Here is a 22,118-nt window from a genome sequence, read left to right on the forward strand (position 1 = left end):
GTGGATATGAGCCAAGATTACCAATTCCTGAGTTAATTCAAAAAGTAACTGAGGAATATGAATTTATTGGAGTAAGTGGAAAAAAGAGTATTAAGGCAGATTTTTTAAGTAGTATACTTGTTAACTATGACTATAATCATCAAAATGGTACTCATAAGGATTTGTTTCAAATGATAATTGATATTAATCATTAAGGGATTATACAAACAATCAATCTATTCTTGTTTAAACTCCCCGGTCTGAAATCTTGTTGTGTTGTATAGTTAGTGAAAAACTTCCTCCTACAATACAATAGTTACATTTATCAAGTTTTCCTACTTATACACAGTACATAATCCTTCCTTTGTTTTGAGTTATGAGTTCTAAATCATCAAATAACGTGCTTGTCCTGATTGATAATATAAGAACAAAAAGTTAGTTTACTAACTGACTATAGTTAACATTTTTCACATTCTGCTTAATATTAAATTTTCTGTCTAGTCCAGTAAGTTCTAGATAATATTTAACTGGATCGTTCAAATTTATTAGATATAAGTTACAATTATTTTTCTTAGCTATACGATGTAATGTGACCAAAGTCACTAATCCATAATTATTAATGGAATGGATAGTGGCAAGGTCTACTACACAGCAATGTTCTGAGCTATTAGATAGAATTTGTTTCAACTTATGTTGTAGCAGAGAACTCTTTTTTTTATTAAAGTCACCTAAAGGACGAATTAAGAGTGCCATGATTTTTCCTACATTGCTAATTTGAAATATAAGGTAATTATCTAATATTATGATGTAGTTAGTAAGTGATTCTCATAAGTATAACTTAGTGATAACATGAAGCTTGGCTAGTGATAATATGAAGCTTGGTTAGTGATACTTCTGTTGACTAACTAATGATATAGATCACAATTGATATTAAGCTGGAACAAGAAAATTCCAATGGCTAATATAGTCACTAAAATAGGTGCTATATTAAAGAAAAGGCAACAGTGGGAAAAACATTTCTCTCTCTAAGGTTCACAATCAGTCTATATCCTAACTAACTCTTTCGCATGCTATAGATAGCTCACAAGAACAAATCAGATAGTAGTTTTAGCATTTACATTTCAGAAAATGGCAAAAAATTAAATTTTTAAGCAAACAAATGAAAATAAATAGGGAACAGTAGGAGAGTTTCTGACATGAGAAAAATCATAAGACATAACAAAAAGAATGCGATCGCATTCTTTTCCTAATCTCTAGCTATTCTATGGAAAAGGCCTAATTAGCAGCTCGATCTGCTTTTTGGTTTGCTACATCTAGATAATTTTGATACTCAAGAACTTTTATTTGTGCTGTTTGGTAATTTGGATTAGACTCTGGCACTTCTTTCATCAGATCGACAGCTTTTTGCCAATCATTAGCTACCGCATTCCATTCAGATTTTGTTTGAGCAGTCTGGGCTTTTTTTGCAGCACTTTGGGCACTTGTGACAGCAAAATACCAAGGGTTTGAAACAGTACTTCCCGAATCATTGGTTTTTGGAGGTGGTGAAGTTTCAGTATCTTCTGAAGATGTTTCTGGTTGAGATGATCCTGGATCATTAGTTTCAGTGTTTTCTGGTTTTGAGTCACTTAGATAGGGGAAGGGAAATATTCCACTAAAGTGGAATGCAGCAAGGGTGCCTAATGATACTAACAAAATTAGTAGCAATATTCTCAGAATGAGAGGAGTTTTCTTTTTTTGAGCTTGAGGTTGCTGTGATATTTCCTCTTCATTTTCTTCATACTCAGTTTCTTCATACTCAGTTTCTTCGTCGTATTCTCCCTCCTGGTAATAATCTTCGTCTGTTTCAGTTTCGTAGTCAGCTTCAACTTCTTCTGGATCTAAGTGATCTATGTGATCTATAGGTTGCTGAATATCTTCTAAGTCCGGTCTTTCTTCTTCAAAGTCAGGTAGATCCGATTTGGGTGGGGTACCTAAAATAATTTCATCTTCCCAGACTGGTTGTTGATCGCCAGTCTGAATACCATACACTTTGACTGTGTGGATTGATTCAACTCCCAATTTAACGATTCCAGTTCTAATAAATTCAACAAGAGGAGCTTGTTGATTAGCAACTTGATCGGACTCGAGTGTAACTTCAAGACAACCATTGTCCCTAGTTACTTGGACGTTAATACCTTTTTTTTGTAGTGAGTGGTTAATAATTGAGGAGATAATTTTTGGATCTCCTTGTTTAGCAAGTTCCCGTAGATTATTTGATGCCATAAATAGCGCTCCTTTGGGCTGGAGGGCGAATAGTTGATTTACTTAAAATTATTTAATTATTATAGTGAATTACTAAAACCAAAACTTTTTGTCTCTGAGCTTCCTGATTTACCAAAAACCTGGGTATAAAGCCTCCCCCTAAAAGCTATGCTTTATAAACATCTTTCTTAACATAAAATTTGATAAAAGAGAGAAGTTATGTATTTGCCATTAAATGGATATTTCGGGAGAGTAAACGTATTTAATTAGAGGCTTTTCTCCCATATTCCACTCCTGGGAGGCGTTAGGGGGAGGTCCTATCTCTCCATTCTCTCCATCTCCCCATCTCCCCATCTCCCCATCTCCCCATCTCCCCATCTCCCTATCTCCCTATCAGAAAAGGGTTTTAGCATTTCCTTATAAGGGATAGCCCTAAAAGGGGGACTTTGTGCTATGCTTAAGAAAGCTGAAGGTATTCAACCGCTCTAAAAACCTAGCTACTAATCGTAGCGCACGATTCACCTTGAAAATTGCGGTCAGACCCCGCGTCACCCTCAGGGGCAAGGGAATGCTGACCAAGAGAAGAGTTATGGGGTTTTGCATAGGAACGCTTATGCATGGAAAAGCTCTAAGCAAAAAGTACCAGATAACCAAAGTTTTTTTGAGGTTTGAACTGTACCGTAGGGGATACGGGAACAGACTCTTGGAATAGAGTAAGCCCTTGGGCAAAGAACCATCTCACCGATTAGATTCCGCAAGGTCTTTGATTTAAGTGGACTCGTTATTTGCGTAGCCTTGCGGAACGCAAACCAAGAATCAGAGTACTGCCTCCACTAAGTTAACTTAATTTTGGGTCTTACGTTCTCTATACAGATTTATACCTTATTGACATCTCCAGGGGTTGAAACACCCTGGATTCTGCGGTTAACCCACCGCAAATGGGACGGGGCGTTTAAAGTGCGGAAGTAAATTCCGCACGCAGCCCCTCATAAATCCACATTTGCTTCAAGCCTGAAGGGCAGACTTCTAGGCTTCTCGGCATAGACTATTATCTAGCTGTTAGCTTACTTTTTTTGAATAGCTTTCACCAGTGGTTTTACTCAATATGTTGGAGCAATCTTCTCGCTGCTCTAGCTGCCTTCTTGCTTTTCCTGCGGAATGCTACGCAAACAGCCGTCGTAGGAAATTAATTCCCCGTCTCCTGTCCACCGGAATTTCACCGCACTAGCTAAAGGTCATAGCGACAAACCTTGTTCTTACTTACTATTCCACTATTTTTAAGTATAGCATATTTTCACTACGCTTTATTACCCGCGTGTCGTTATTCAACCAGCCGTTAAAACGGGCGCTGCGTACTTACTCCCGTCATTTTTTAGGTTTATAAATTCATCGACTTTACTCTATTAACTACAATCTTATTACCACTAATTTTTACCTCGTCCAGATTTTCCTCCACAATCAATTAAATTAATTTCTATAGGCTGACCAATAGCCGATGATTTCAGAATCAGAAAACCTACTACTTGGATTGTATATTAGCAGAAATTATAAATTGTTAACAAGATCTAATAATTAAAAATTGCTTCTTATCTGTCTATACCTGTAGTTATATTTATCTAAATCATATTATGATGCTTAATAGAAGCTCTAATTTTTTTACTTAGTGTCAATAAATTAGAAAACTTATGAATAGTTTAGCTGATTATGGTATGCCAATCTGATTAATTTTATTAATTTTTAAGAACAGTGATTTGAGGGGACATTAAAGATTAAAAATGATGCTCGCGTTAATTGTTAAATATTTTCTAGGTTTTTTCCTGTTGGCAATTTAATGGCTTTATATGTCCTGAATAAATATCTCCAACAATGATGATTATGACGAGGGAAAACCTGAAGATAAACTAGAAGATAAACTATACGAATTTACTCAGACCAATCGGGGTGTTTGAATTATCTTTTTCTTTTGGGTTTAATACCCCGCACCTCATAAGCGGTGTTTACAATTGGTTGAAATTTGAGTCCCCATCCACTTATTCCTTATTCAAGGCCATAATAATTCCGATGTCCTAAATTTTGACTCCCAGCCGATGATAGTTCTACGATTTTTTACTGAAGATATTTTTCTGAGAAAACACCTGACAAAGTTCTATTACTTTAGTTTGTAGTGTAGATATTTGCTCTTTTCCTTGCTTGAGACTTACTTCTAGCTCTAGTAATAAAGGTAAGGTTTTCTGTAATTGATTTAAGGACAAAGAATTAACCTCTTGTCGTAAAAAATATATCCTTTTAGGGTTGCCTATCTCCGCAGCTTGAGCGATCGCTTTTTCATCTCGCTCCCCTGTCTCTATCATTAGCTTTACCCAAAACCATATTCTAAATTGGCCTACTAGAGTAGCCACTATTCGTAATGGATGTTCGTTGTGGGCAATTAAATCTGCCACTAACTGCAAAGCTTTAACCGTATCACCTAAACGAATTGCTGTAGCTAACTTTAAACTACTTTGAGTCTGAGAACCGACTAGAGTAGTAATTACTTCTAAGTCCACTACAGAATCTCCAGATACATATAACTGTAATTTAGTCAACTCACTATGAAGTAGTCGGCGATCGTTACCTAAAGCTTCTGCTAAAAAAGTAACCCCACTAGAATTAAGTTTGACTCCTATTTCCTGAGCAACTTCTTTGACTTGCTGCTCCAGTAATTCTGTTTTCCAAGGAGGAATAGGAGAGAAATCTCTAACCTCAGCCCATTTTTGGATCAATTTTGTGGACTTAAGTCTTTTGTCAGGTTTATTGGGCGTAGTCAACAATAGCACAGTAGTTTCAGGAATCTGAGGTAGAGTACTTTCCAAATTTTCCAATAGATTTTGTGAACAATGCTGAGTTATATTAGTATCGACTAGCCAGATAAAACGACTAGCAGAACCAAAAGGAGGAGTCATGGCCTGATTCAATCCAGTTTGAACAGCATCTATTGCTGGTAAAATTTTGTCATAGTTAAAGCTAGCCCAGTTAGGATCGAGGACAGATTCACGCAAAGCATTAGCTGCTAGCATCATTGAATATTCATCCTCGCCAAAGTATAGGTAAATTGGCATAAGAAGCTATTTTTTGATAAGGGGCGATTAAGATTGGACGATACATATCAGAACTACATTAACCGAGTAGCACAGACAACCTTGCTATCAAGTTACAAATCTCAGTTGGAATATATCCAACAGTCTCCGAAATTCACTAAACTGGATGGCCAAATTGAGGCTAAGAATTTTCCTGGCTATTCTGTGATTACTCCACCGGGGGAAGAAGACTCGCAAAACGGCAACTTTTATCAGTATTTGCAACAATCTCAACAACTATTGGTAGAACTATTGGGAACTAATTTAATGATTCCCTTGCCTGGCAATAGTTTTCATTTAACCTTAGCTGATTTAATTTGGGAAAGTGCTTTTCTAGATGCTAGTCAAAGTAATCCTCAATTTGAAGAAAAACTACGCTCTTGTATTGCTGAAAGTTTTCAAGAGTTATTTATTGCCCAAAGTGGCCATCAAGTACGCTGGCAAGTTTTAGGAATTGTAGTAATGACTAGAGCTATTGGTGTTTGTCTAGTCCCAAAAGATGAAAGTTCTTATGATCGGATTCTACAACTACGTCGGTCAATTTATCAAAATCCTAATTTCATTGCTTTAGGTATTGAACAGCAATATCACTTTACTGCTCATATTACCTTGGGATATTTTGGGGAAATTCCATCAGATTTAGATATTGCTGCTGTGGGAGATGGGATTTTAGAATTAAATAATCAATGGTTGGAAAACAATTCAGAAATGTTGTTGCGTCGCGGAGAACTCCGAAAGTTTGATAATATGATACGTTATTATCGACAACCAGATTGGCCTGTTGTAGATTTGTAATTAGGGTTTGCCCTCAAAAGTCTTTATAGTAGGTGTAGGAGATAGGAGACAGGAGACAGGAGACAGGAGAAATGGGAATGAGTGAGGAGCTAGGAGTAAGAATTGTCCCAAGATTGTTCTGCCCAAATCTTGACCAAAATTCGCTCATTTTTGAACTATTACCACTTAAAACCTCGCACTTTTTGATACTTAACAAGGCTAAAACCTTTATCTATAAAGACTTTTAGATTTAATCAGCAAGCCCTAATTAAATTAGGCCAGAAATAATATAGGGAATAGGGAATAGGGAATAGGTAGGGACTTTGTATTCAAAGTCCCTACAGATTATTTCGTTTACGGGTTGTTTGGGAGCAAGTAATGAAAGGGGTATTCATAATTCTGATGTTGATTACGGTTAGTCCAAATATCTTAATTCTGATGTTGATTCACCAACGCCATTTTTTGACTTGATAAGTTAGAATTTTGATCGTAACTTGTCCTTAAGGGCAGAGTTTAAAAATTGTATTTGGAGTATTTTATATGGCGTTGCATATTTGCGCATTGGAATTAGTGTGGGGAGTGTGGAGGGCGTTACATATTTGCCCATTGGAATTATAGTTTTAGAACAAGAAGGAAGTATACAAAGATGTGTTACCTTTTTTGCAAAGATTCACCCCTTAGTTCAGCAGCGCCTTTTATATAATTCCTACGGACTACTGACTACTGATATAGCTATAAATTATCGTGAGTATAAATGTTATTGGCATAGGTTTAGATGGAGTTGTTGGACTAAATGAGTCAGTGCGGAAAATTGTTGAAAGGGCGACTGTGTTAGTAGGAAGCGATCGCCATCTCCGTTATTTTCCTAATCATTCTGCCGAAATTATTGTACTGGAAGATATACTTGAGACAATTGTAGAAATACGACAGCATTTAGATACCCCTAATAGTTGTATCGTAGTTTTAACTTCAGGAGACCCTTTGTTTTTTGGTTTAGGGAGGTTATTAGTAACTCATTTTCCGCCAGAAAAATTAAGGTTTTATCCGCATCTGAGTTCGGTACAATTAGCTTTTAGTCGCCTCAAAATTCCTTGGCAAGATGCTAAAATAATTAGTGTTCATGGCCGCTCGATGGATGAGTTGATTCAAGCACTGCAACAGGGAATTGAGAAAATAGCAGTGTTAACAGACTATAGTCATACACCAAAGGCGATCGCTAATTTATTATTGGCTTTAGATTTACCAATTGACTATCATTTTTGGGTCTGTGAAAATATCGGTAGTGAGGATGAACGAGTTCAACAATGGTCTATAGGTGAAGCACAACAAGAAATATTTGCTCCGTTAAATGTAGTGGTATTATTACGTCAAGGTAAATTAGCTAATCAATCTGTGGATTTAACTAATTTACCTTGGTTGGGAATACCGGATAGTTATTTTTTTACTTACGATGACCGCCCAGGGTTAATGACTAAACGGGAAATACGAGTGTTAATTTTGGCTGAGTTGGGTTTGCAACCAGGACAAATTATTTGGGATATTGGTGCTGGTAGTGGCTCTGTTTCAGTTGAAATTGCCCGCCTTTTTAGTGATTCTACAGTATATGCAATTGAAAAAACTGCTGCTGGAACAAGTTTAATTGAAGAAAACTGCCGTCGCTTTCAGGTGAACAATGTAGTTTCTATTCACGGTAATGCTCCTGATATTTTGCATCACCTGCGCCCTCCCCATAGAATTTTTATTGGGGGTAGTAGTGGTAAACTTAGGAATATTCTGGGAGTTTGTGGGATGAGGATGCTACCTGGAGGAATGATAGTATTAGCATTTACCAGTTTGGAAAATTTGCATACTGCTTTAAGTTGGGTAGAGGAAAGAAAAAAGAGTGATCGGAGTTGGAATTATCGTCTTTTGCAAGTACAGTTATCTCGATCTATACCTATAGCTAATTTAACTCGCTTTACTCCACTCAATCCAGTGAATATTATGATTATTAGTAGTTAGCACAGGGTAATGTATTTGCGACAAATGAAGGCAATCGCGATCCTAATGGCGATATTCGGTATTTATATCGTTGGTGTTTTAGTCTAAAAACTGGAGCAGTGAAAGAGGAAAAGCTGGATGAAGTGCTTTCAGAGTTTCTCCGTGTTAATGAATAGTTATATCAAATCCGGTAGCATCGGTGTTATTCAGTCTTTAAAGATAAGAGTCTATACTGTAGGGGCGAATGGCCATTTGCGTTCCGCAAAGCTGCCGAATCGCGCCCTTACCGAAAAATTGTGGGTATGCGCCTCCCCTTTTAAGGGGATAATAAGCGGTCGTTTGCGCAGCATGACCTAGGATGGGATGGCGAGGTCTCCTCGCCATATCCAATCGACTCCTGTGAAAAAAAATTTTCATGAATTTGTCAATCCTCTTCAATTTATTCTCAAGGAGAGGTAATTATTCATTATTCATTATTCATTATTCATTATTCATTGTTGAATGCAGCTTGTTTTCCTTGAGCAATTAAATATGAGAGTCGTCGTCCCGTGGGTAGTTGCGATCGCAACATTCATGCAACAAAACCCTTTGATTCTAAAAGTTTTTTTGGGTTGCGCTGCGCTTAACCCAACCTACAATCACTACAATCACAAATTTTACTCCTAATTTTCATAATTGTTGAACGATAAATAATATTCGCTACATAATTAAGCCCAAATTTACATAATGGCTCACTTTACAGCGGTTTTCATTTGGGTAGACCACAGTAGGGACGTTCCATGGAACGTCCCTACAAGGTTTGATGTGTGAAGATGTGGTTCATCAATCTGAAAAGCGCTGTAATCCTAATAATATAGGCAATATAGCTGTTTCATTAAAATTCAATTCTGGATGGGTTTGAGAATACAATGCCACCGAAGAACCTCCATCTAAATTAACAATATGTAAGGTCTTACCTGAAAACACAGAAAGCTTTAACAAATAGTCTGCCAGCTCATCTAATTTGACATTCTCTTTAGTAATAATAAAATATTTTCTTCGGTCTTCTTCTGTATAGGCTAATAATGTTCTTTCAAATAGCAAAAGACCATTAAGAGATTGGTTAATATATTTTGTTGTTACTTGATTACTATCTATAATTAACGGACCGGACTGAAATTCAATATTAGTTTTCTCAGTTGAAGGTTCAAATAGTTTAGTTTCAACAAACTTCAATTCTTCTGTATTTGGGTTAAAGCTAATAATATGGGAAAGTTGTTTATCTTCTTTGACCGGAGTTTTTACTTTACCTAATACAGAAAGCCATCCAGCGTGTTCTTTCGATTCTTCAAAAAATGAGCCATTAACTATATATTTATAATTCGATTTTGTTGCAACAGTTTTGACTGATTCAGCCTGGGATGGTTTGTATATCAAATCAAAATTACCAATAAAAGAAACAATCGTCATCTCATAGTTATTAAATTTATATGCCATAATTTCACCATCTTGAAAACTCGAATCAGGATCGACAGTTTGCTGAGAAATAATTTCTTTGTCTAATTTTTTTGCTCGTTGGACAACAGTAATTCCTACTCCTCCTAAACAAAGCAATACAATCACACACAAACCTATTTTGATTTTTTTGTTCATCTTTGAATTTTAAATCTAATCTTCTTGCTCAATAACCATAGCTTCTTTTTATCATTAATTTTCTGCGAAAAAAGAACTAACTGAAACAGAAATATCTGGAAATGCTAGAGGGTTAATTTTTCCTTGCCGGAAAATAACTTCCGATTGATAATTAATAGTTTTGAAGTGCTTGTCACCCTGTGAGGGGACTTACACAATTTTTAGAGCTTTAACTTCCCTGGCGGGAAGTCCCGCGCTCTCCCGTTGGCGGAGGATGGTGGCGGCAGCTATTAGGGGAGCGTCGTATGGTCAAGCCAGGGCCAATAGTCGGATACCTCCACAAATAAAACCTTCCTATACCCTTGACAAGCTAGGAGGTATGCATGTTATCATCAAGGTCAATACAGGGGGAGGACATCACCTCACACGAAACAGCGGTCATTTTTTTCATGGCTGAAGAATCCCGCGTTGTCGCGCTATGCACAACGTCGGGAGTATGTCAATATAGCCTAAACTCTCTTTATGACCAAAAAATAAGGTCAATCGCCTCCCCTTTCAAGGGGATGAAAAAAAATAGATTCAGTATTTCAAGCTTCCTACTTCAGATTTGAGGTACTGATAACTGATAACTGATAACTAATAACTGAAATGACTGGCAAATACGTCCCTGTTTTCAGTTACAGCGCTTTTCAAACTGATGAACCACATCTTCACAAGCAAAATCCTGTAGGGACGTTCCATGGAACGTCCTTACTGTGGTCTACCCAAATGAAAACCGCTTTCAACAATTAATAATGAATAATGAATAATGAATAATTACCTCTTCTTTTCAAGGAGAGGATTGACAAAGAGATGAAAATTTTTTTTTATTATCCCCTTAAAAGGGGAGGCGCATACCCACAATTTTTCGGTAATCAATCAAAAAAACGGATTGATACCAAGTCCAGTTTACCTAGACCACAAATAAGTAAGCTAAAATTCATATATATTAAGGTTTTCTCAATAATATATTGTAGTCTATAGTAATTGGATTTGGTATGAATTTCGATCAGATAGTGATTTATGAAGCTTTAGCGGAGCAGTTTTTAGCATAGTCATCCCTGAGTTCTGGAGATTGCTTTCCTAAAGGAATGCTCTGTAAATGCTGTCGCTGGCAATGACAATTGTTTTGCTGGAGAAAATATTACATGAAAAAATTGAGAGACACACCCTAAATATTTTTCGGGTGCATCTCCTCAGAATCAAATATTTGGAGATATACTTAAGTTAGGTTTTAAATTTGACGTAGGTTTGCCAGAAATTAGACCTGTGAACCTACTTTTCTTCTTTTTGTTTGCGTTTCAGGGAAGTAGCACCGATAGTACCTATGGCTAGTAAACCTAGCATAGAAGCAGGTTCGGGTGTTGATTGAACTTCCTCAAAATCATATTTTAAAGTAACTTCTCCTGACACTTCGGAAAGATTAAGACCACCAAAAAAGTCATTGCCAAGGTCTCCATCCGCAAAAAACTCTACAACCACATCACCAACAGAAGCTACATCTACAAACGCACTGGTGTCGAACACTTGCCAGTCTATTATACTCAAATTTACAGAAACCCCATCATCTACTTGAGGGTTGCTAACAAAAACACTGTCTACATCAGACAGACCAGCAAAAGCTCCACTACCAGACAAAGATAAGACAAAACTTCCTTCACAATCCTCAAAACCTGTACATAATTGAGCTGGGTCAAATGCTGAACCTGTACCAGATAAATCATAATCTAAAGAAACTCCTGTAAGGTTTCCTACAGAAGAATCAAAGCCATCAAATGAGATTGGATTAGAAAAATTGCTTACAGTTTGTTCTATAGTTGCTGCTTGAGCAGGAAGAACAGATGCTATTAAAGTTAAAGCAGACGCTAATCCTGCGGTAGTTAATCCAGAAGCGATTGAAAGCTTTTTCAACATAATTAAATTTCCTGAGTTAAGATTTATTGCCTACAACATTAATCTACCCCCCCCCCGAAATTTTCGCAATACTGATCTGCCTAACTTTACAGAATCTTTAATTTCATCTACGGTGTTTTTAGTAGTTAAAATTAGTGGAATTAACTACTAGATAAAGGCTTGAGGTGTATAGCTATGGCAACGGTACTTATAAAGTTTTGATTAAGCTAGACTAAGTTTTCCGGATATTATGCTTAAATAATAGCTTTATTACGGCTTCAGATAAATTATAGAAATTTTTATTGGTTAGTACATCTAAGAAGGCTGGAAGTGATATAATAAAACTTTGTATAAAAAATATTCTCAAGATAATGGAATTTTATTTGGTGTTGTAGATTAACAGAGCGATCGCTAGGTGCGTTACGACAGAAGTTTTCAATTTATAGCAACTTTGTGGCATGAAAGTAGCGATCGCAAAGGGAAGTAAAAAATTGAGGGGTAACAAATTACAGCGCTTTTCATTTCGGTAGACCACAAAGACGTTGCATGCAACGTCCCTAGAGGGTTTTGGTGATGACGATGTGGTTTATTGACCTGAAAACTGCTGTAAACTTTGCTCCCCTCTTTTACTTTTTTATAAGAATCTTTTGTATTGTCAAATGTAGGGACGTTCCATGGAACGTCCCTACGAAGCTAACTATGCAACAAACTCTACAACTAAATTAATTCTGACTCCTGACTCCTGTATCCTGACTCCTTCTTCAATAATAATCCTGCATCGCCTTCACTTCCAAAACTTCAGACTTCAACGCTCGAATCGCCGCCGCCGTTGCTTTCGCACCAGCAATAGTCGTAATTAATGGCACTTTATAATCTAACGAACTCCGCCGAATTTTAATCCCATCAGCACGCGCTTCCTCCCCAGAAGGAGTAGTAATAATCAACTGAATTTCTCCATTTTTAATCCCATCCAAAACATTTGGTCGCCCTTCATGCAACTTCAACATCAACCCCACATCCAAACCATGCAAACACAATACCTTCCGAGTTCCCTCAGTAGCTATCACTTTCAAACCCAACTCAATCAAGTCCTTAACCACTGGCACAACTGCTTCTTTATGGCGATCGCTCATTGACACAAATACTGTTCCCTCCAAAGGCAATTTTTGCCCTGCGGATAACTGTGCTTTTGCAAAAGCTTTACCAAAGTCAACATCAATACCCATCGCTTCACCAGTGGAACGCATTTCCGGTCCTAATATTGTGTCTGTACCGGGGAATTTCGCAAACGGTAACACCGCCTCTTTCACAGAAACGTGTTCGGGTATCTGTTCCTCCACAAAACCCAATTCCTCTAACTTTTTTCCAGACATGACTCGCGATGCCATTTTTGCCAAGGGTGTTCCTATTGCCTTAGACACAAAAGGTACTGTTCGCGACGCACGGGGGTTTGCCTCCAAAATATATACTGTTTCCCCTTGCACCGCAAACTGAATATTCATTAACCCGATAACATTCAATGCTTTTGCCAGAGCAACAGTCCATTTACGAATTGTTTCCACTGCAGCAGGAGCTAAAGTTTGATAAGGAATAGAACAAGCAGAGTCACCAGAGTGAATACCTGCCTCTTCAATATGTTCCATTATTCCACCAATAACCACCTGACCAGTACTATCCGCAATGGCATCCACATCAACTTCGATCGCATTTTCCAAGAATTTGTCAATCAAAATCGGATGTTCCGGTTCCACCTGTACCGCAAACTTCATATAACGCTCTAACTCTTGGTCCGAATAGACAATTTCCATCGCCCTGCCTCCCAACACATAGGATGGTCGTACCACTACCGGATAACCTATTTTCTGTGCCACCTCCAGCGCATCCTCAAAACTGCGGGCGAGACCGTTAGCAGCTTGACGAATATCTAAATCTCGCAAAATCTGCTCAAACCTTTCTCGGTCTTCTGCGGTATCGATAGAGTCTGGGGAAGTGCCCCAAATTTTTGTTTTAGTTTCTGTTTGCTCTAAATATTTTTGCAGAGGAACCGCTAACTTCAGAGGTGTTTGTCCGCCAAACTGAACGATAATTCCTTCCGGGTTTTCCGCCTCAATAATATTTAGTACATCCTCTTTAGTCAAAGGTTCAAAATAAAGGCGATCGCTCGTATCATAGTCAGTCGAAACAGTTTCTGGGTTAGAGTTAACCATAATTGTTTCAAACCCATCCTCTCCCAGAGCATAACTAGCATGACAACAACAATAGTCAAATTCTATTCCCTGACCAATGCGGTTGGGTCCACCTCCCAGAATCATTACTTTCCGTTTTTCAGAAGGCAAAACTTCTGACTCTTCTTCATAAGTAGAATAATAGTAAGGTGTCAGCGCCTCAAATTCTGCTGCACAAGTATCCACCGTTTTATAAGCAGGTTTAACTCCCAAACTCAACCGATGACTTCTGACCTCATCCTCATCAGTCTTACTACAATATGCAATTTGGCGATCGCTAAAACCTTGCCGTTTAATATCCCACATCTGCTCTTTTGTTAATTCGTTGAGCGGAGTGCGCTTAATCAATTTTTCTGTATCGGTCAACTCCCGCATCTTATCCAGAAACCAAATATCAATTCCCGTCAACTCATATATTTCTTCTACAGTCATTCCCAGTAACAAAGCATGACGTACTGTAAACATTCTCTCTGGGTTAGGTGTGCGTAACCCGGAGCGTACTTGTTCTAAACTGGGTAACTTTTCCCAGCGATCGCTACCAAAACCTGCCCTACCTGTTTCCAAAGACCGCAATGCTTTCTGAAACGATTCCTGGAATGTCCTACCTATTGCCATTGCTTCTCCCACCGACTTCATCTGAGTTGTCAGCACTGCTTGGGAACCTGGAAATTTCTCAAAAGCAAATCTAGGAATTTTCGTGACAACATAATCTATAGTTGGTTCAAAACTAGCTGGTGTCTTTTTAGTAATATCATTAGGAATCTCATCTAAGGTGTAACCTACTGCTAATTTTGCTGCCATTTTAGCAATAGGAAAACCAGTAGCTTTTGACGCCAAAGCTGAAGAGCGACTCACCCGTGGGTTCATTTCAATCACAATCACATCTCCATTCACCGGGTTGACAGCAAACTGAATATTAGAACCCCCAGTTTCTACCCCTATTTCCCGGATAATTTTAATCGAAGCATCTCGCAGTCGTTGATATTCCTTATCCGTTAATGTTTGAGCTGGAGCAACAGTGATTGAGTCTCCAGTATGTACACCCATCGGGTCAATGTTTTCGATCGAACAGATAATTACTACATTATCTGCTAAGTCTCGCATTACCTCAAGTTCATATTCCTTCCAACCAATCAACGATTTTTCCACTAGGATTTGAGATACTGGACTAGCATCTATCCCTGCTTGCGACATTGCTTCGTATTCTTCCTGATTGTAAGCAATCCCTCCTCCTGTCCCCCCCAGTGTGAAAGCAGGACGAATAATTAGAGGATAAGTACCGATTTCGTTGGCGATCACCTTTGCCTCTGCCCAACTACTAGCAATACCTGATGGACAAACTGGGATGCCAATTCGAGCCATTGCTTCTTTGAATAGCAGTCGGTCTTCGGCCATTTCAATTGCTGGTAGTTTAGCCCCGATTAACTCAACACCATACTTAGCTAAAGTACCATTTTTGGCCAAAGATACTGCTATATTTAAAGCTGTCTGACCGCCCATTGTGGGTAGGAGAGCATCTGGTCGTTCTTTGGCAATGACTTTTTCTACAAGTTCAGGAGTCAGGGGTTCGATGTAAGTACATTCGGCAATTTCTGGGTCTGTCATAATTGTAGCTGGATTGGAGTTGACCAGCACAACCTCAAATCCTTCTTCTCTAAGAGCTTTACAAGCTTGTGTACCACTATAATCAAATTCACAAGCTTGGCCAATTACAATCGGACCAGAACCAACAAGTAGAATTTTGCGTATATCTTGGCGACGCGGCATAGATTTATATTTATTTGTTTGACAATTAAGGTTTAATCCACAGTATTTTAAGGGTTAGTATAGTTGTAGTGTTATGATATACAGACCAATTTTATATTTGGGCATTCAAAGGATAAGTTTTAAATACTCTGAAAAAAAGAATAGGGAATGATTAATTATTAATTTAATTAATTATATAATCCTTCTATTATTACTATTATTATGATTAATTAATCTGACTTTATAGAAGTCGGAATTAATATTTTTAACTTTTGTCCAAGAAATAAGGTCTCAGACCTTTCCTTTTAAAAGGATCAGGACTTACGCAAAATATGAAAATATAAACCACCTGTAGGAGTTAACTACCTTTAACCCCTATTAGATATAGTCGCTCTGCTTTCCTACGGAATGCTGCGCAAACAGTAGGAGATACTGATAATTGGTAACTGATAACTGATAACTGATAAAGATATGCCTAGAAACCCTGATGAATTTGCTATACACCTATTGTTAGAAGGTGGCGCTCGCGAAGAAGTACGTTTTCTGACTCTTAAAGAATTTCAAACCTGGTACAGTGGCGTTATAGTTCCAAAGCATGATTCTCCAGAGTTTGTAAATGTGCCAATTAAGACTATTCAAGGAGAATATATGGTTGTTCGTCCCTCTGCTATAATTGCTATCCGGGTTGAACCTATATTTAATTCTAGTGTTGAAAGATATTAAGTGAAGTTCTCTGTCGTTGAATCTAATATCATGTCCGCTTAATTAGCAATAATAAAGTTTTTGTTTGTAGTTTTGCTCTAGCTCTTGCAATACTTATATTATTGCTAAAGTAAAACTACGCAGCTCTATTATAATTGTTCTACCGTCAGCGTAGCTCCCCCGAAGGGGACACATTATATGAGATGATAACGGGAACTTCAAAACAAGGATAACTGTACCCAATTTCCTGATGAAGTTTCTTGTTTTGTTGAGGCAATGCTACGCTTTAGATGTCCCGTTTGCGCCCTTGATGACCTAGAAAAGCGTTAAAGTGCATTGTGTGCCAGCTAAACACAGACTAACTAACATGGATATTCAGGTAATAGGTATTGATATAGGGGGAACGGCAATTAAACTGGGGCGTTTTGACAAAGATGGAGTTTGTCATCAATTTTTGAATGTGCCGACTCCTCAACCTGCAACCTCAAAAGCAGTAGTTGATGTGATGGTAGAAGCAATTTTGTTATTGCAACGCTCTGCGAACTCTGGTTTAATATCTAATTCTTCACTCAACAATTATAGTGTTAATCCACTCGATTTATCTGTAGCTAAATCTCAACCAGATAACTCAGCAGTTATTCAAGCAATAGGTATTGGAGTACCTGGCCCTACTGATGTCCAAGGTAGAATATCTAAAGTAGCAATTAATTTGACAGATTGGCAAAATGTTCCCTTGGCTGAGTGTTTGGAGGAAAAGACAGGTTTAGCAGTAGTTTTGGCTAATGATGCTAATTGTGCTGGTTTAGGAGAATCTTGGCTAGGGGCGGGTCGTCCGTTTAAAAATATGATTATGCTTACCCTGGGCACAGGTGTGGGGGGAGCAATTATTTTAGACGGTCAACTTTTTATGGGACATCAAGGTGCTGGTGGAGAGTTAGGATTAATTACTTTAAATCCTGATGGGCCAAAGTGTAATAGTGGTAATAGTGGGTCTCTAGAACAATATGTTTCTGTTCAAGCAATTCGTCGAGCTACTGGTAAAGAACCTTTGGAATTAGCAAATTTGGCTCAAGCTGGAGACAAATTTGCCCTAGAATTTTGGGAATATTATGGCAGACTTTTGGGTGCAGGTTTGGCAAGTTTGATTTATATCTTGACACCAGAAGCTGTGATTATTGGCGGGGGAGTGAGTGCTGGTGCAGAACTTTTTTTGCCTGTAGCTAAAGCAGAAATTGAGCGACGAGTTTTGTTGAGTTCTCGTTTAGGCTTACAATTATTAACGGCTAAATTAGGTAATCATGCTGGTATTGTAGGAGCTGCTAAATTAGCTTGGACAAGTTTGCATACTAATTAAACAATTAATCATCTAAATAACACGGGAGCATGAAAGCCATCGTCTTTTAAGCGATGGATGAAAGGCGAGGAGTCGGATTTTAATCCGATGTATTTTATTTGACCGAAAAGCCACGTTGAAGGCCCCGTGTTTGAACCGTGGGGATGAAAACAAGGGAGTTATTTAGACTAGACAACTAAAGTAGCCCTCTGTTACTATGATCAACAATAAGTTTTCAGTCCGCCTGTTTCAAATGTACTCTTGTCAGCAAGTTTTAGCAGGTAAAAATCCTGAATTAATTGCTATCTTAAAATTCTTGTGCGAACAGTCTCACAAGCTAACTAACATGGGAATATATTATGCCAGGCAACTATATTTTAAGTCTCAAAAAGGCATTGGCAAGTATGACTTAGAAAAGGTATACAAAAAGAACAATCACTATAAAGTTTTACATTCTCAAGCAGCACAACAAATATTGAGAACTGTAGCGGAATCATTTCGCTCTTATTATGGTCTAATAAAAGCCTATAATGAAGGTACAATCGAACACAGACCAAGGATTCCTAACTATAGAAAAAAAGGGGGAATGGCTACAGTTAGCTATCCCAAACAAGCATTAAAACTTAAAGATAATCAAATTAGAGTACCACGCTTGTAATACCTGTAAGCGCTGGTTTGGTCTAGATTGCTTTTATATTCCTATGCCAAGTAATCTTGAATTTTTATCTCTTAAAGAACTGAGAATATTACCGAGGAACAGATGCTTTACCCAAGAATTTATCTATGAAAAAGAAGAAGTAGTTAAACCTCAATTAAATCAAGATAATGTATTAGGAATAGACCATGGTGTAAATAATTGGTTGACCTGTGTATCTAATGTAGGTACAAGCGCGGGTTGTAGATGGGAAACAGATAAAATCAATGAATCGTTGGTACAACAAACAAGTATCAACTATTAAAGAAAATCAACCGACTGGATTTTGGTCAAATAAACTAGCTGCCATTACTGAAATTCGCAACCGTCAAATCCGTGATGGAATTAATAAAGCGGCCAGAATAGTGATTAATCATTGCGCACGAAAATTCTATTGGTACAATTGTTTTTGGTTGGAATAAAGGTCAGAAAAATCAAATAGAATTAGGAAAAAAAAGTAATTCAGAATTTGTACCAATTCCCACAGCCAGACTGAAAGAAAGAATAGCTCAGTTATGCTCTGAATATGGAATAATATTTATAGAAACAGAAGAGAGTTATACAAGTGTCGCTTCATTTTTAGATGGTGACGATCTGCCTATTTATGGTGAGAAACCCAATGATTGGAAACCGTCAGGAAAAAGAATAAAGCGATGCAGCGCGGTCTTGGGGGTTCCCCCCATGAGCGACTGCATCAAGAAGCGTGGTTTGTATAAAAGTAGTAATAATTGGTTAATTAATGCAGACTGTAATGGGGCTGCAAATATAATCACAAAAGTAAGCAGAAAGCTAAGGTTAAACTTAAGCCGACTGTGTAGGGGTACTTTGACTTGCCCCCAGAGAGTGTATCTTTGGTCAGCTAAGAATAGACGGAGCAACACGGATTTATCCTGTTGCGTAGTATCTGCTTAGAATCCCCTCGACTTTAGCCAGGGGAGTAGTCAAAAACACACACTAAATCGCAACATCCTAGAATTTATCTTTTTCTTTATGGGTTTAATACCTCACGGTCTACAGGGTATCTAAAATTGCTTGGGGTTTGTAGACACTAACTAAGTTGCTTATCGAAGACTATCGCCATCCATTTTTTCAGTCCTTTCTTCTTCCTTATTCAAGGTAAAGAATACCCTGTTATCTTTGTGATAAATTCCACAACCTTTTCATAAGCTTCCGGATCAATATTGGGACTAATAATAATATCTTTTGTACTATCTGGTAGCCAAAAAGTTATACGACCATTCGGTTCAGAAGCAAATGTAGTAATACAATTCAAATTTATAAACCATTCATGGCGATCATAAATAATATGTACCCAACATTCATCATTAGTGGGACAGTTTATCTCAATCTTTTCTTTAATATATTTTAGGACTAGCTGATAGTCATGTTCGCAACTTTGCTTATTTAATATAATTGGCTGACTGCTATTTGGCAACCAAAAAGTTATCTGCTTATTTGACTTACAAGAAAAAGCAGTAATACTATCAAGGTCAATCAAGTATATACTTCTTTCATAGTCTATTTTAATCCAGTAGGCCACAAGACCCCCTCAAAGCTTTGATTTCTTGCATTTCTCGACATTAGTGCAAGTTACTCTAAAAGTTCGATTGACACTATTGAGTTATCCTCGATCTTGTAAATTACTACTCTATAAAAAAGATTTCTTCTTTAATCAAGGAGTTGCACCACTACTAAAAGTTTGAAATATCGAACGTTCAAAGGTAACTATCAGCTATTAATATTAGAATATCTAACAATGGTTAATGCTGTATTTTATATTATTAGTAATACCCTTAAATTAGGCTATTAAACTTGATAACAAACAATAAAAAAAACTTTTTTGAGTAACCAATAACCTAGTCAGCACTTAAGATAGAACCTGTACTAACTACATTATCTTGGGTGACTTCAACATTATTTACAGACAAATCATAACATTTTTCTTGTGAACTAGCAGCTTGAAAAAAGCTATGAAATAGAGGGTGAGGAGTGCTAGGTCGAGATTGAAACTCTGGATGAAATTGCGTAGCAATAAAGAAAGGATGAGTGGGAAGTTCAATAATTTCTACTAACCTACCATCAGGAGAAGTTCCACTTATAACATATCCTGTTTCTAACAACAAGTTGCGGTAAGCATTATTAAACTCATATCGATGACGATGACGTTCATAAATTACCTCCTGTTGATAAGTTTTAAATGCCAATGTATCAGTTTGAAGACGGCAAGGATAAAGTCCCAGTCGCATGGTACCGCCTAAGTCTACTACATCTTGTTGTTCGGGTAACAAATTAATCACTGGGTTTGGTGTTTCAGGGTAAAACTCCGCACTATGAGCACATTCCAATTTTGCTATATTGCGTGCCCACTCAATTACCGCACACTGCATTCCCAGACATAACCCCAAAAAAGGAATTTTTTGCAACCGAGAATATTGAATAGCAGCTATTTTTCCATCAATTCCTCTCACGCCAAACCCACCCGGAACAATTATTCCATTCACCTTTTCCAGATAGGTCTTTGCTCCTTTGGCCTCCACATCTTCAGAACTGACCCAACGCAGATTTAAGTCCACACCAACCGCTATTGCAGCATGGCGTAATGCCTCTACCACTGATAAATAAGCATCGCTCAGTTGAATATATTTACCTACTATGGCAATTTCAATAGTTGTAGCAGTAGATGATTGGACATTGTTTGTCTCTATTTCAGGATTGTCCCGATGATAAAGACGATTGACCAAAGTTTGCCACTTACCAAGATTTGGCTGGCGTTGCTCCATATTTAATAATTCTAGAGCTTGCACCGCTAGTCCTTCTGCCTCTAACATTAGAGGTACTTCATAAATACTTTCGGCATCTTTTGATGTAATTACGGATGCTACAGGTACATCACAGAATTCAGACATTTTTTCTTTTAAGCTGGGACTAAGTTGGCGATCGCATCGACAGACTAGAATATCTGGCTGAATACCAATAGAGCGTAATTCTTTGACTGAATGTTGAGTGGGCTTAGTTTTCATCTCCCCTGCTGCTGCAATCCAAGGGACTAGGGTCACATGGATATATAAAACATGATTTCGTCCCACATCTTTACGAAATTGCCGAATAGCTTCTAAAAATGGCTGAGATTCAATATCTCCTACAGTCCCTCCTATCTCTGTAATTACTACATCTGGATTAGAATTTTTGGCAACTCTATGTACCCGCTCTTTTATTTCATTGGTAATATGAGGAATAACTTGAACTGTGCCTCCTTTGTAATCACCTCGTCTTTCTTTGTTGATGACTGCTTGATAGATTGAACCCTGGGTAACACTATTCAGGCGAGACATGGAGGTATCTGTAAATCGTTCATAGTGGCCCAAGTCAAGGTCTGTTTCTGCGCCATCTTCTGTGACAAATACTTCTCCATGTTGGAAGGGACTCATGGTACCTGGGTCTACATTGATGTAGGGGTCTAATTTCAGAATAGATACAGAATAATCCCGTGATTTGAGCAAACGGCCTAAGCTTGCTGCTACAATTCCTTTACCAATGCTGGAAACTACTCCACCAGTTATAAATACAAATTTACTCATAAGTTTTTTTTGAAGAAGGTTTTAGGTTAGGTTAAAGGCTGAAATAATTTCATTAGAAAGAAGGTTTTAGGTGGTAGTTTAAAGACTAGAAGAATTTCATTTCATTAGAAAGATGGTTTTATATAGAATCCGGTTATACAGTATATGTTTATCATTCTATCCACACTTCAATATTAAATCGGACCACATCCCTATCTCTACCAA

Annotated in this window: 17 protein-coding genes; 7 read left to right on the forward strand and 10 right to left on the reverse strand. The window is 37.7% G+C overall.

Annotation, left to right across the window (positions count from 1 at the left end):
* Nucleotides 1–414: 414 nt before the first annotated feature.
* The 4 genes from F6K23_RS09425 to holA all read right to left on the reverse strand — a co-directional run bounded on the left by F6K23_RS09425 (nucleotide 415) and on the right by holA (nucleotide 5,321).
* Complete coding sequence (locus tag F6K23_RS09425) at nucleotides 415–732, reverse strand: STAS domain-containing protein (RefSeq protein WP_293153824.1); 318 nt, start codon at nucleotides 730–732, stop codon at nucleotides 415–417.
* 522 nt (nucleotides 733–1,254) lie between these two features.
* Nucleotides 1,255–2,244 (reverse strand): hypothetical protein, encoded by a 990-nt coding sequence (locus tag F6K23_RS09430; protein WP_293153827.1) that lies wholly within the window; start codon nucleotides 2,242–2,244, stop codon nucleotides 1,255–1,257.
* A 210-nt stretch (nucleotides 2,245–2,454) separates the two neighbouring features.
* On the reverse strand, nucleotides 2,455–2,601 hold the full coding sequence (locus tag F6K23_RS09435; RefSeq protein WP_293153830.1) for a hypothetical protein: 147 nt from the start codon (nucleotides 2,599–2,601) through the stop codon (nucleotides 2,455–2,457).
* Nucleotides 2,602–4,319: 1,718 nt separating this feature from the next.
* A complete protein-coding gene (holA, locus tag F6K23_RS09440) occupies nucleotides 4,320–5,321 on the reverse strand; it encodes a DNA polymerase III subunit delta (RefSeq protein ID WP_293153833.1) in 1,002 nt (333 codons plus the stop codon).
* Between the two features lie 33 nt (nucleotides 5,322–5,354).
* Between holA and F6K23_RS09445 the strand changes: the two genes are divergently transcribed.
* Nucleotides 5,355–6,134, forward strand: a complete 780-nt coding sequence (locus F6K23_RS09445; protein WP_293153836.1) for a DUF1868 domain-containing protein — start codon at nucleotides 5,355–5,357, stop codon at nucleotides 6,132–6,134.
* Nucleotides 6,135–6,857: 723 nt separating this feature from the next.
* On the forward strand, nucleotides 6,858–8,114 hold the full coding sequence (gene cbiE / locus F6K23_RS09450) for a precorrin-6y C5,15-methyltransferase (decarboxylating) subunit CbiE (RefSeq protein ID WP_293153839.1): 1,257 nt from the start codon (nucleotides 6,858–6,860) through the stop codon (nucleotides 8,112–8,114).
* 801 nt (nucleotides 8,115–8,915) lie between these two features.
* On the opposite strand, the gene F6K23_RS09455 is transcribed toward cbiE, so the two are convergent.
* From F6K23_RS09455 to carB, 4 genes are all read right to left on the reverse strand, one after another.
* Entirely contained in the window at nucleotides 8,916–9,725 is an 810-nt protein-coding gene (locus F6K23_RS09455; RefSeq protein WP_293153842.1) for a phosphodiester glycosidase family protein, read from the reverse strand.
* A gap of 1,293 nt (nucleotides 9,726–11,018) precedes the next feature.
* The gene (locus F6K23_RS09460) at nucleotides 11,019–11,657 is read right to left on the reverse strand and encodes a PEP-CTERM sorting domain-containing protein (protein ID WP_293153845.1); all 639 of its coding nucleotides are present in this window, start codon (nucleotides 11,655–11,657) and stop codon (nucleotides 11,019–11,021) included.
* A gap of 358 nt (nucleotides 11,658–12,015) precedes the next feature.
* The gene (locus F6K23_RS09465) at nucleotides 12,016–12,141 is read right to left on the reverse strand and encodes a hypothetical protein (protein ID WP_293153848.1); all 126 of its coding nucleotides are present in this window, start codon (nucleotides 12,139–12,141) and stop codon (nucleotides 12,016–12,018) included.
* 256 nt (nucleotides 12,142–12,397) lie between these two features.
* Nucleotides 12,398–15,628: a carbamoyl-phosphate synthase large subunit gene (carB, locus tag F6K23_RS09470; RefSeq protein WP_293153851.1), complete on the reverse strand. Its 3,231-nt coding sequence runs from the start codon at nucleotides 15,626–15,628 to the stop codon at nucleotides 12,398–12,400.
* Between the two features lie 450 nt (nucleotides 15,629–16,078).
* Here carB and F6K23_RS09475 point away from each other — a divergent pair, with 450 nt between their 5' ends.
* The 5 genes from F6K23_RS09475 (at nucleotide 16,079) to F6K23_RS09495 (ending at nucleotide 18,758) form a co-directional block, all read left to right on the forward strand.
* Entirely contained in the window at nucleotides 16,079–16,330 is a 252-nt protein-coding gene (locus F6K23_RS09475) for a hypothetical protein (RefSeq protein WP_293153854.1), read from the forward strand.
* A 346-nt stretch (nucleotides 16,331–16,676) separates the two neighbouring features.
* Nucleotides 16,677–17,663: an ROK family protein gene (locus F6K23_RS09480; protein ID WP_293154120.1), complete on the forward strand. Its 987-nt coding sequence runs from the start codon at nucleotides 16,677–16,679 to the stop codon at nucleotides 17,661–17,663.
* A 232-nt stretch (nucleotides 17,664–17,895) separates the two neighbouring features.
* Entirely contained in the window at nucleotides 17,896–18,300 is a 405-nt protein-coding gene (locus F6K23_RS09485; protein WP_293153856.1) for a hypothetical protein, read from the forward strand.
* A gap of 43 nt (nucleotides 18,301–18,343) precedes the next feature.
* Nucleotides 18,344–18,601, forward strand: coding sequence for a hypothetical protein (locus F6K23_RS09490; protein WP_293153859.1), 258 nt, complete (start codon nucleotides 18,344–18,346; stop codon nucleotides 18,599–18,601).
* Nucleotides 18,564–18,758, forward strand: a complete 195-nt coding sequence (locus F6K23_RS09495; protein ID WP_293153861.1) for a hypothetical protein — start codon at nucleotides 18,564–18,566, stop codon at nucleotides 18,756–18,758. The genes F6K23_RS09490 and F6K23_RS09495 overlap by 38 nt, the downstream gene beginning before the upstream one ends.
* A 689-nt stretch (nucleotides 18,759–19,447) precedes the next feature.
* Here the strand turns inward: F6K23_RS09495 and F6K23_RS09500 are convergent.
* Together F6K23_RS09500 and F6K23_RS09505 are read right to left on the reverse strand one after the other, a co-directional pair.
* Nucleotides 19,448–19,876: a hypothetical protein gene (locus F6K23_RS09500; RefSeq protein WP_293153864.1), complete on the reverse strand. Its 429-nt coding sequence runs from the start codon at nucleotides 19,874–19,876 to the stop codon at nucleotides 19,448–19,450.
* 316 nt (nucleotides 19,877–20,192) lie between these two features.
* Entirely contained in the window at nucleotides 20,193–21,914 is a 1,722-nt protein-coding gene (locus F6K23_RS09505) for a CTP synthase (RefSeq protein ID WP_293153867.1), read from the reverse strand.
* Nucleotides 21,915–22,118 lie beyond the last annotated feature (204 nt).

The sequence above is a fragment of the Okeania sp. SIO2C9 genome, assembly GCF_010672455.1.
Classification (GTDB): Bacteria; Cyanobacteriota; Cyanobacteriia; order Cyanobacteriales; family Microcoleaceae; genus Okeania.

What these genes read in the sequence shown, in the direction of transcription:
- F6K23_RS09490 (WP_293153859.1), top strand. Translation starts at nt 18,344, where the DNA reads ATGCCAAGTAATCTTGAATTTTTATCTCTTAAAGAACTGAGAATATTA.
- F6K23_RS09425 (WP_293153824.1), bottom strand. Translation starts at nt 732, where the DNA reads ATGGCACTCTTAATTCGTCCTTTAGGTGACTTTAATAAAAAAAAGAGT.
- holA (WP_293153833.1), bottom strand. Translation starts at nt 5,321, where the DNA reads ATGCCAATTTACCTATACTTTGGCGAGGATGAATATTCAATGATGCTA.
- F6K23_RS09485 (WP_293153856.1), top strand. Translation starts at nt 17,896, where the DNA reads ATGTACTCTTGTCAGCAAGTTTTAGCAGGTAAAAATCCTGAATTAATT.
- F6K23_RS09495 (WP_293153861.1), top strand. Translation starts at nt 18,564, where the DNA reads ATGAATCGTTGGTACAACAAACAAGTATCAACTATTAAAGAAAATCAA.
- F6K23_RS09480 (WP_293154120.1), top strand. Translation starts at nt 16,677, where the DNA reads ATGGATATTCAGGTAATAGGTATTGATATAGGGGGAACGGCAATTAAA.
- F6K23_RS09460 (WP_293153845.1), bottom strand. Translation starts at nt 11,657, where the DNA reads ATGTTGAAAAAGCTTTCAATCGCTTCTGGATTAACTACCGCAGGATTA.
- carB (WP_293153851.1), bottom strand. Translation starts at nt 15,628, where the DNA reads ATGCCGCGTCGCCAAGATATACGCAAAATTCTACTTGTTGGTTCTGGT.
- F6K23_RS09435 (WP_293153830.1), bottom strand. Translation starts at nt 2,601, where the DNA reads ATGGGGAGATGGGGAGATGGGGAGATGGGGAGATGGGGAGATGGAGAG.
- F6K23_RS09505 (WP_293153867.1), bottom strand. Translation starts at nt 21,914, where the DNA reads ATGAGTAAATTTGTATTTATAACTGGTGGAGTAGTTTCCAGCATTGGT.
- F6K23_RS09455 (WP_293153842.1), bottom strand. Translation starts at nt 9,725, where the DNA reads ATGAACAAAAAAATCAAAATAGGTTTGTGTGTGATTGTATTGCTTTGT.
- F6K23_RS09475 (WP_293153854.1), top strand. Translation starts at nt 16,079, where the DNA reads ATGCCTAGAAACCCTGATGAATTTGCTATACACCTATTGTTAGAAGGT.
- F6K23_RS09430 (WP_293153827.1), bottom strand. Translation starts at nt 2,244, where the DNA reads ATGGCATCAAATAATCTACGGGAACTTGCTAAACAAGGAGATCCAAAA.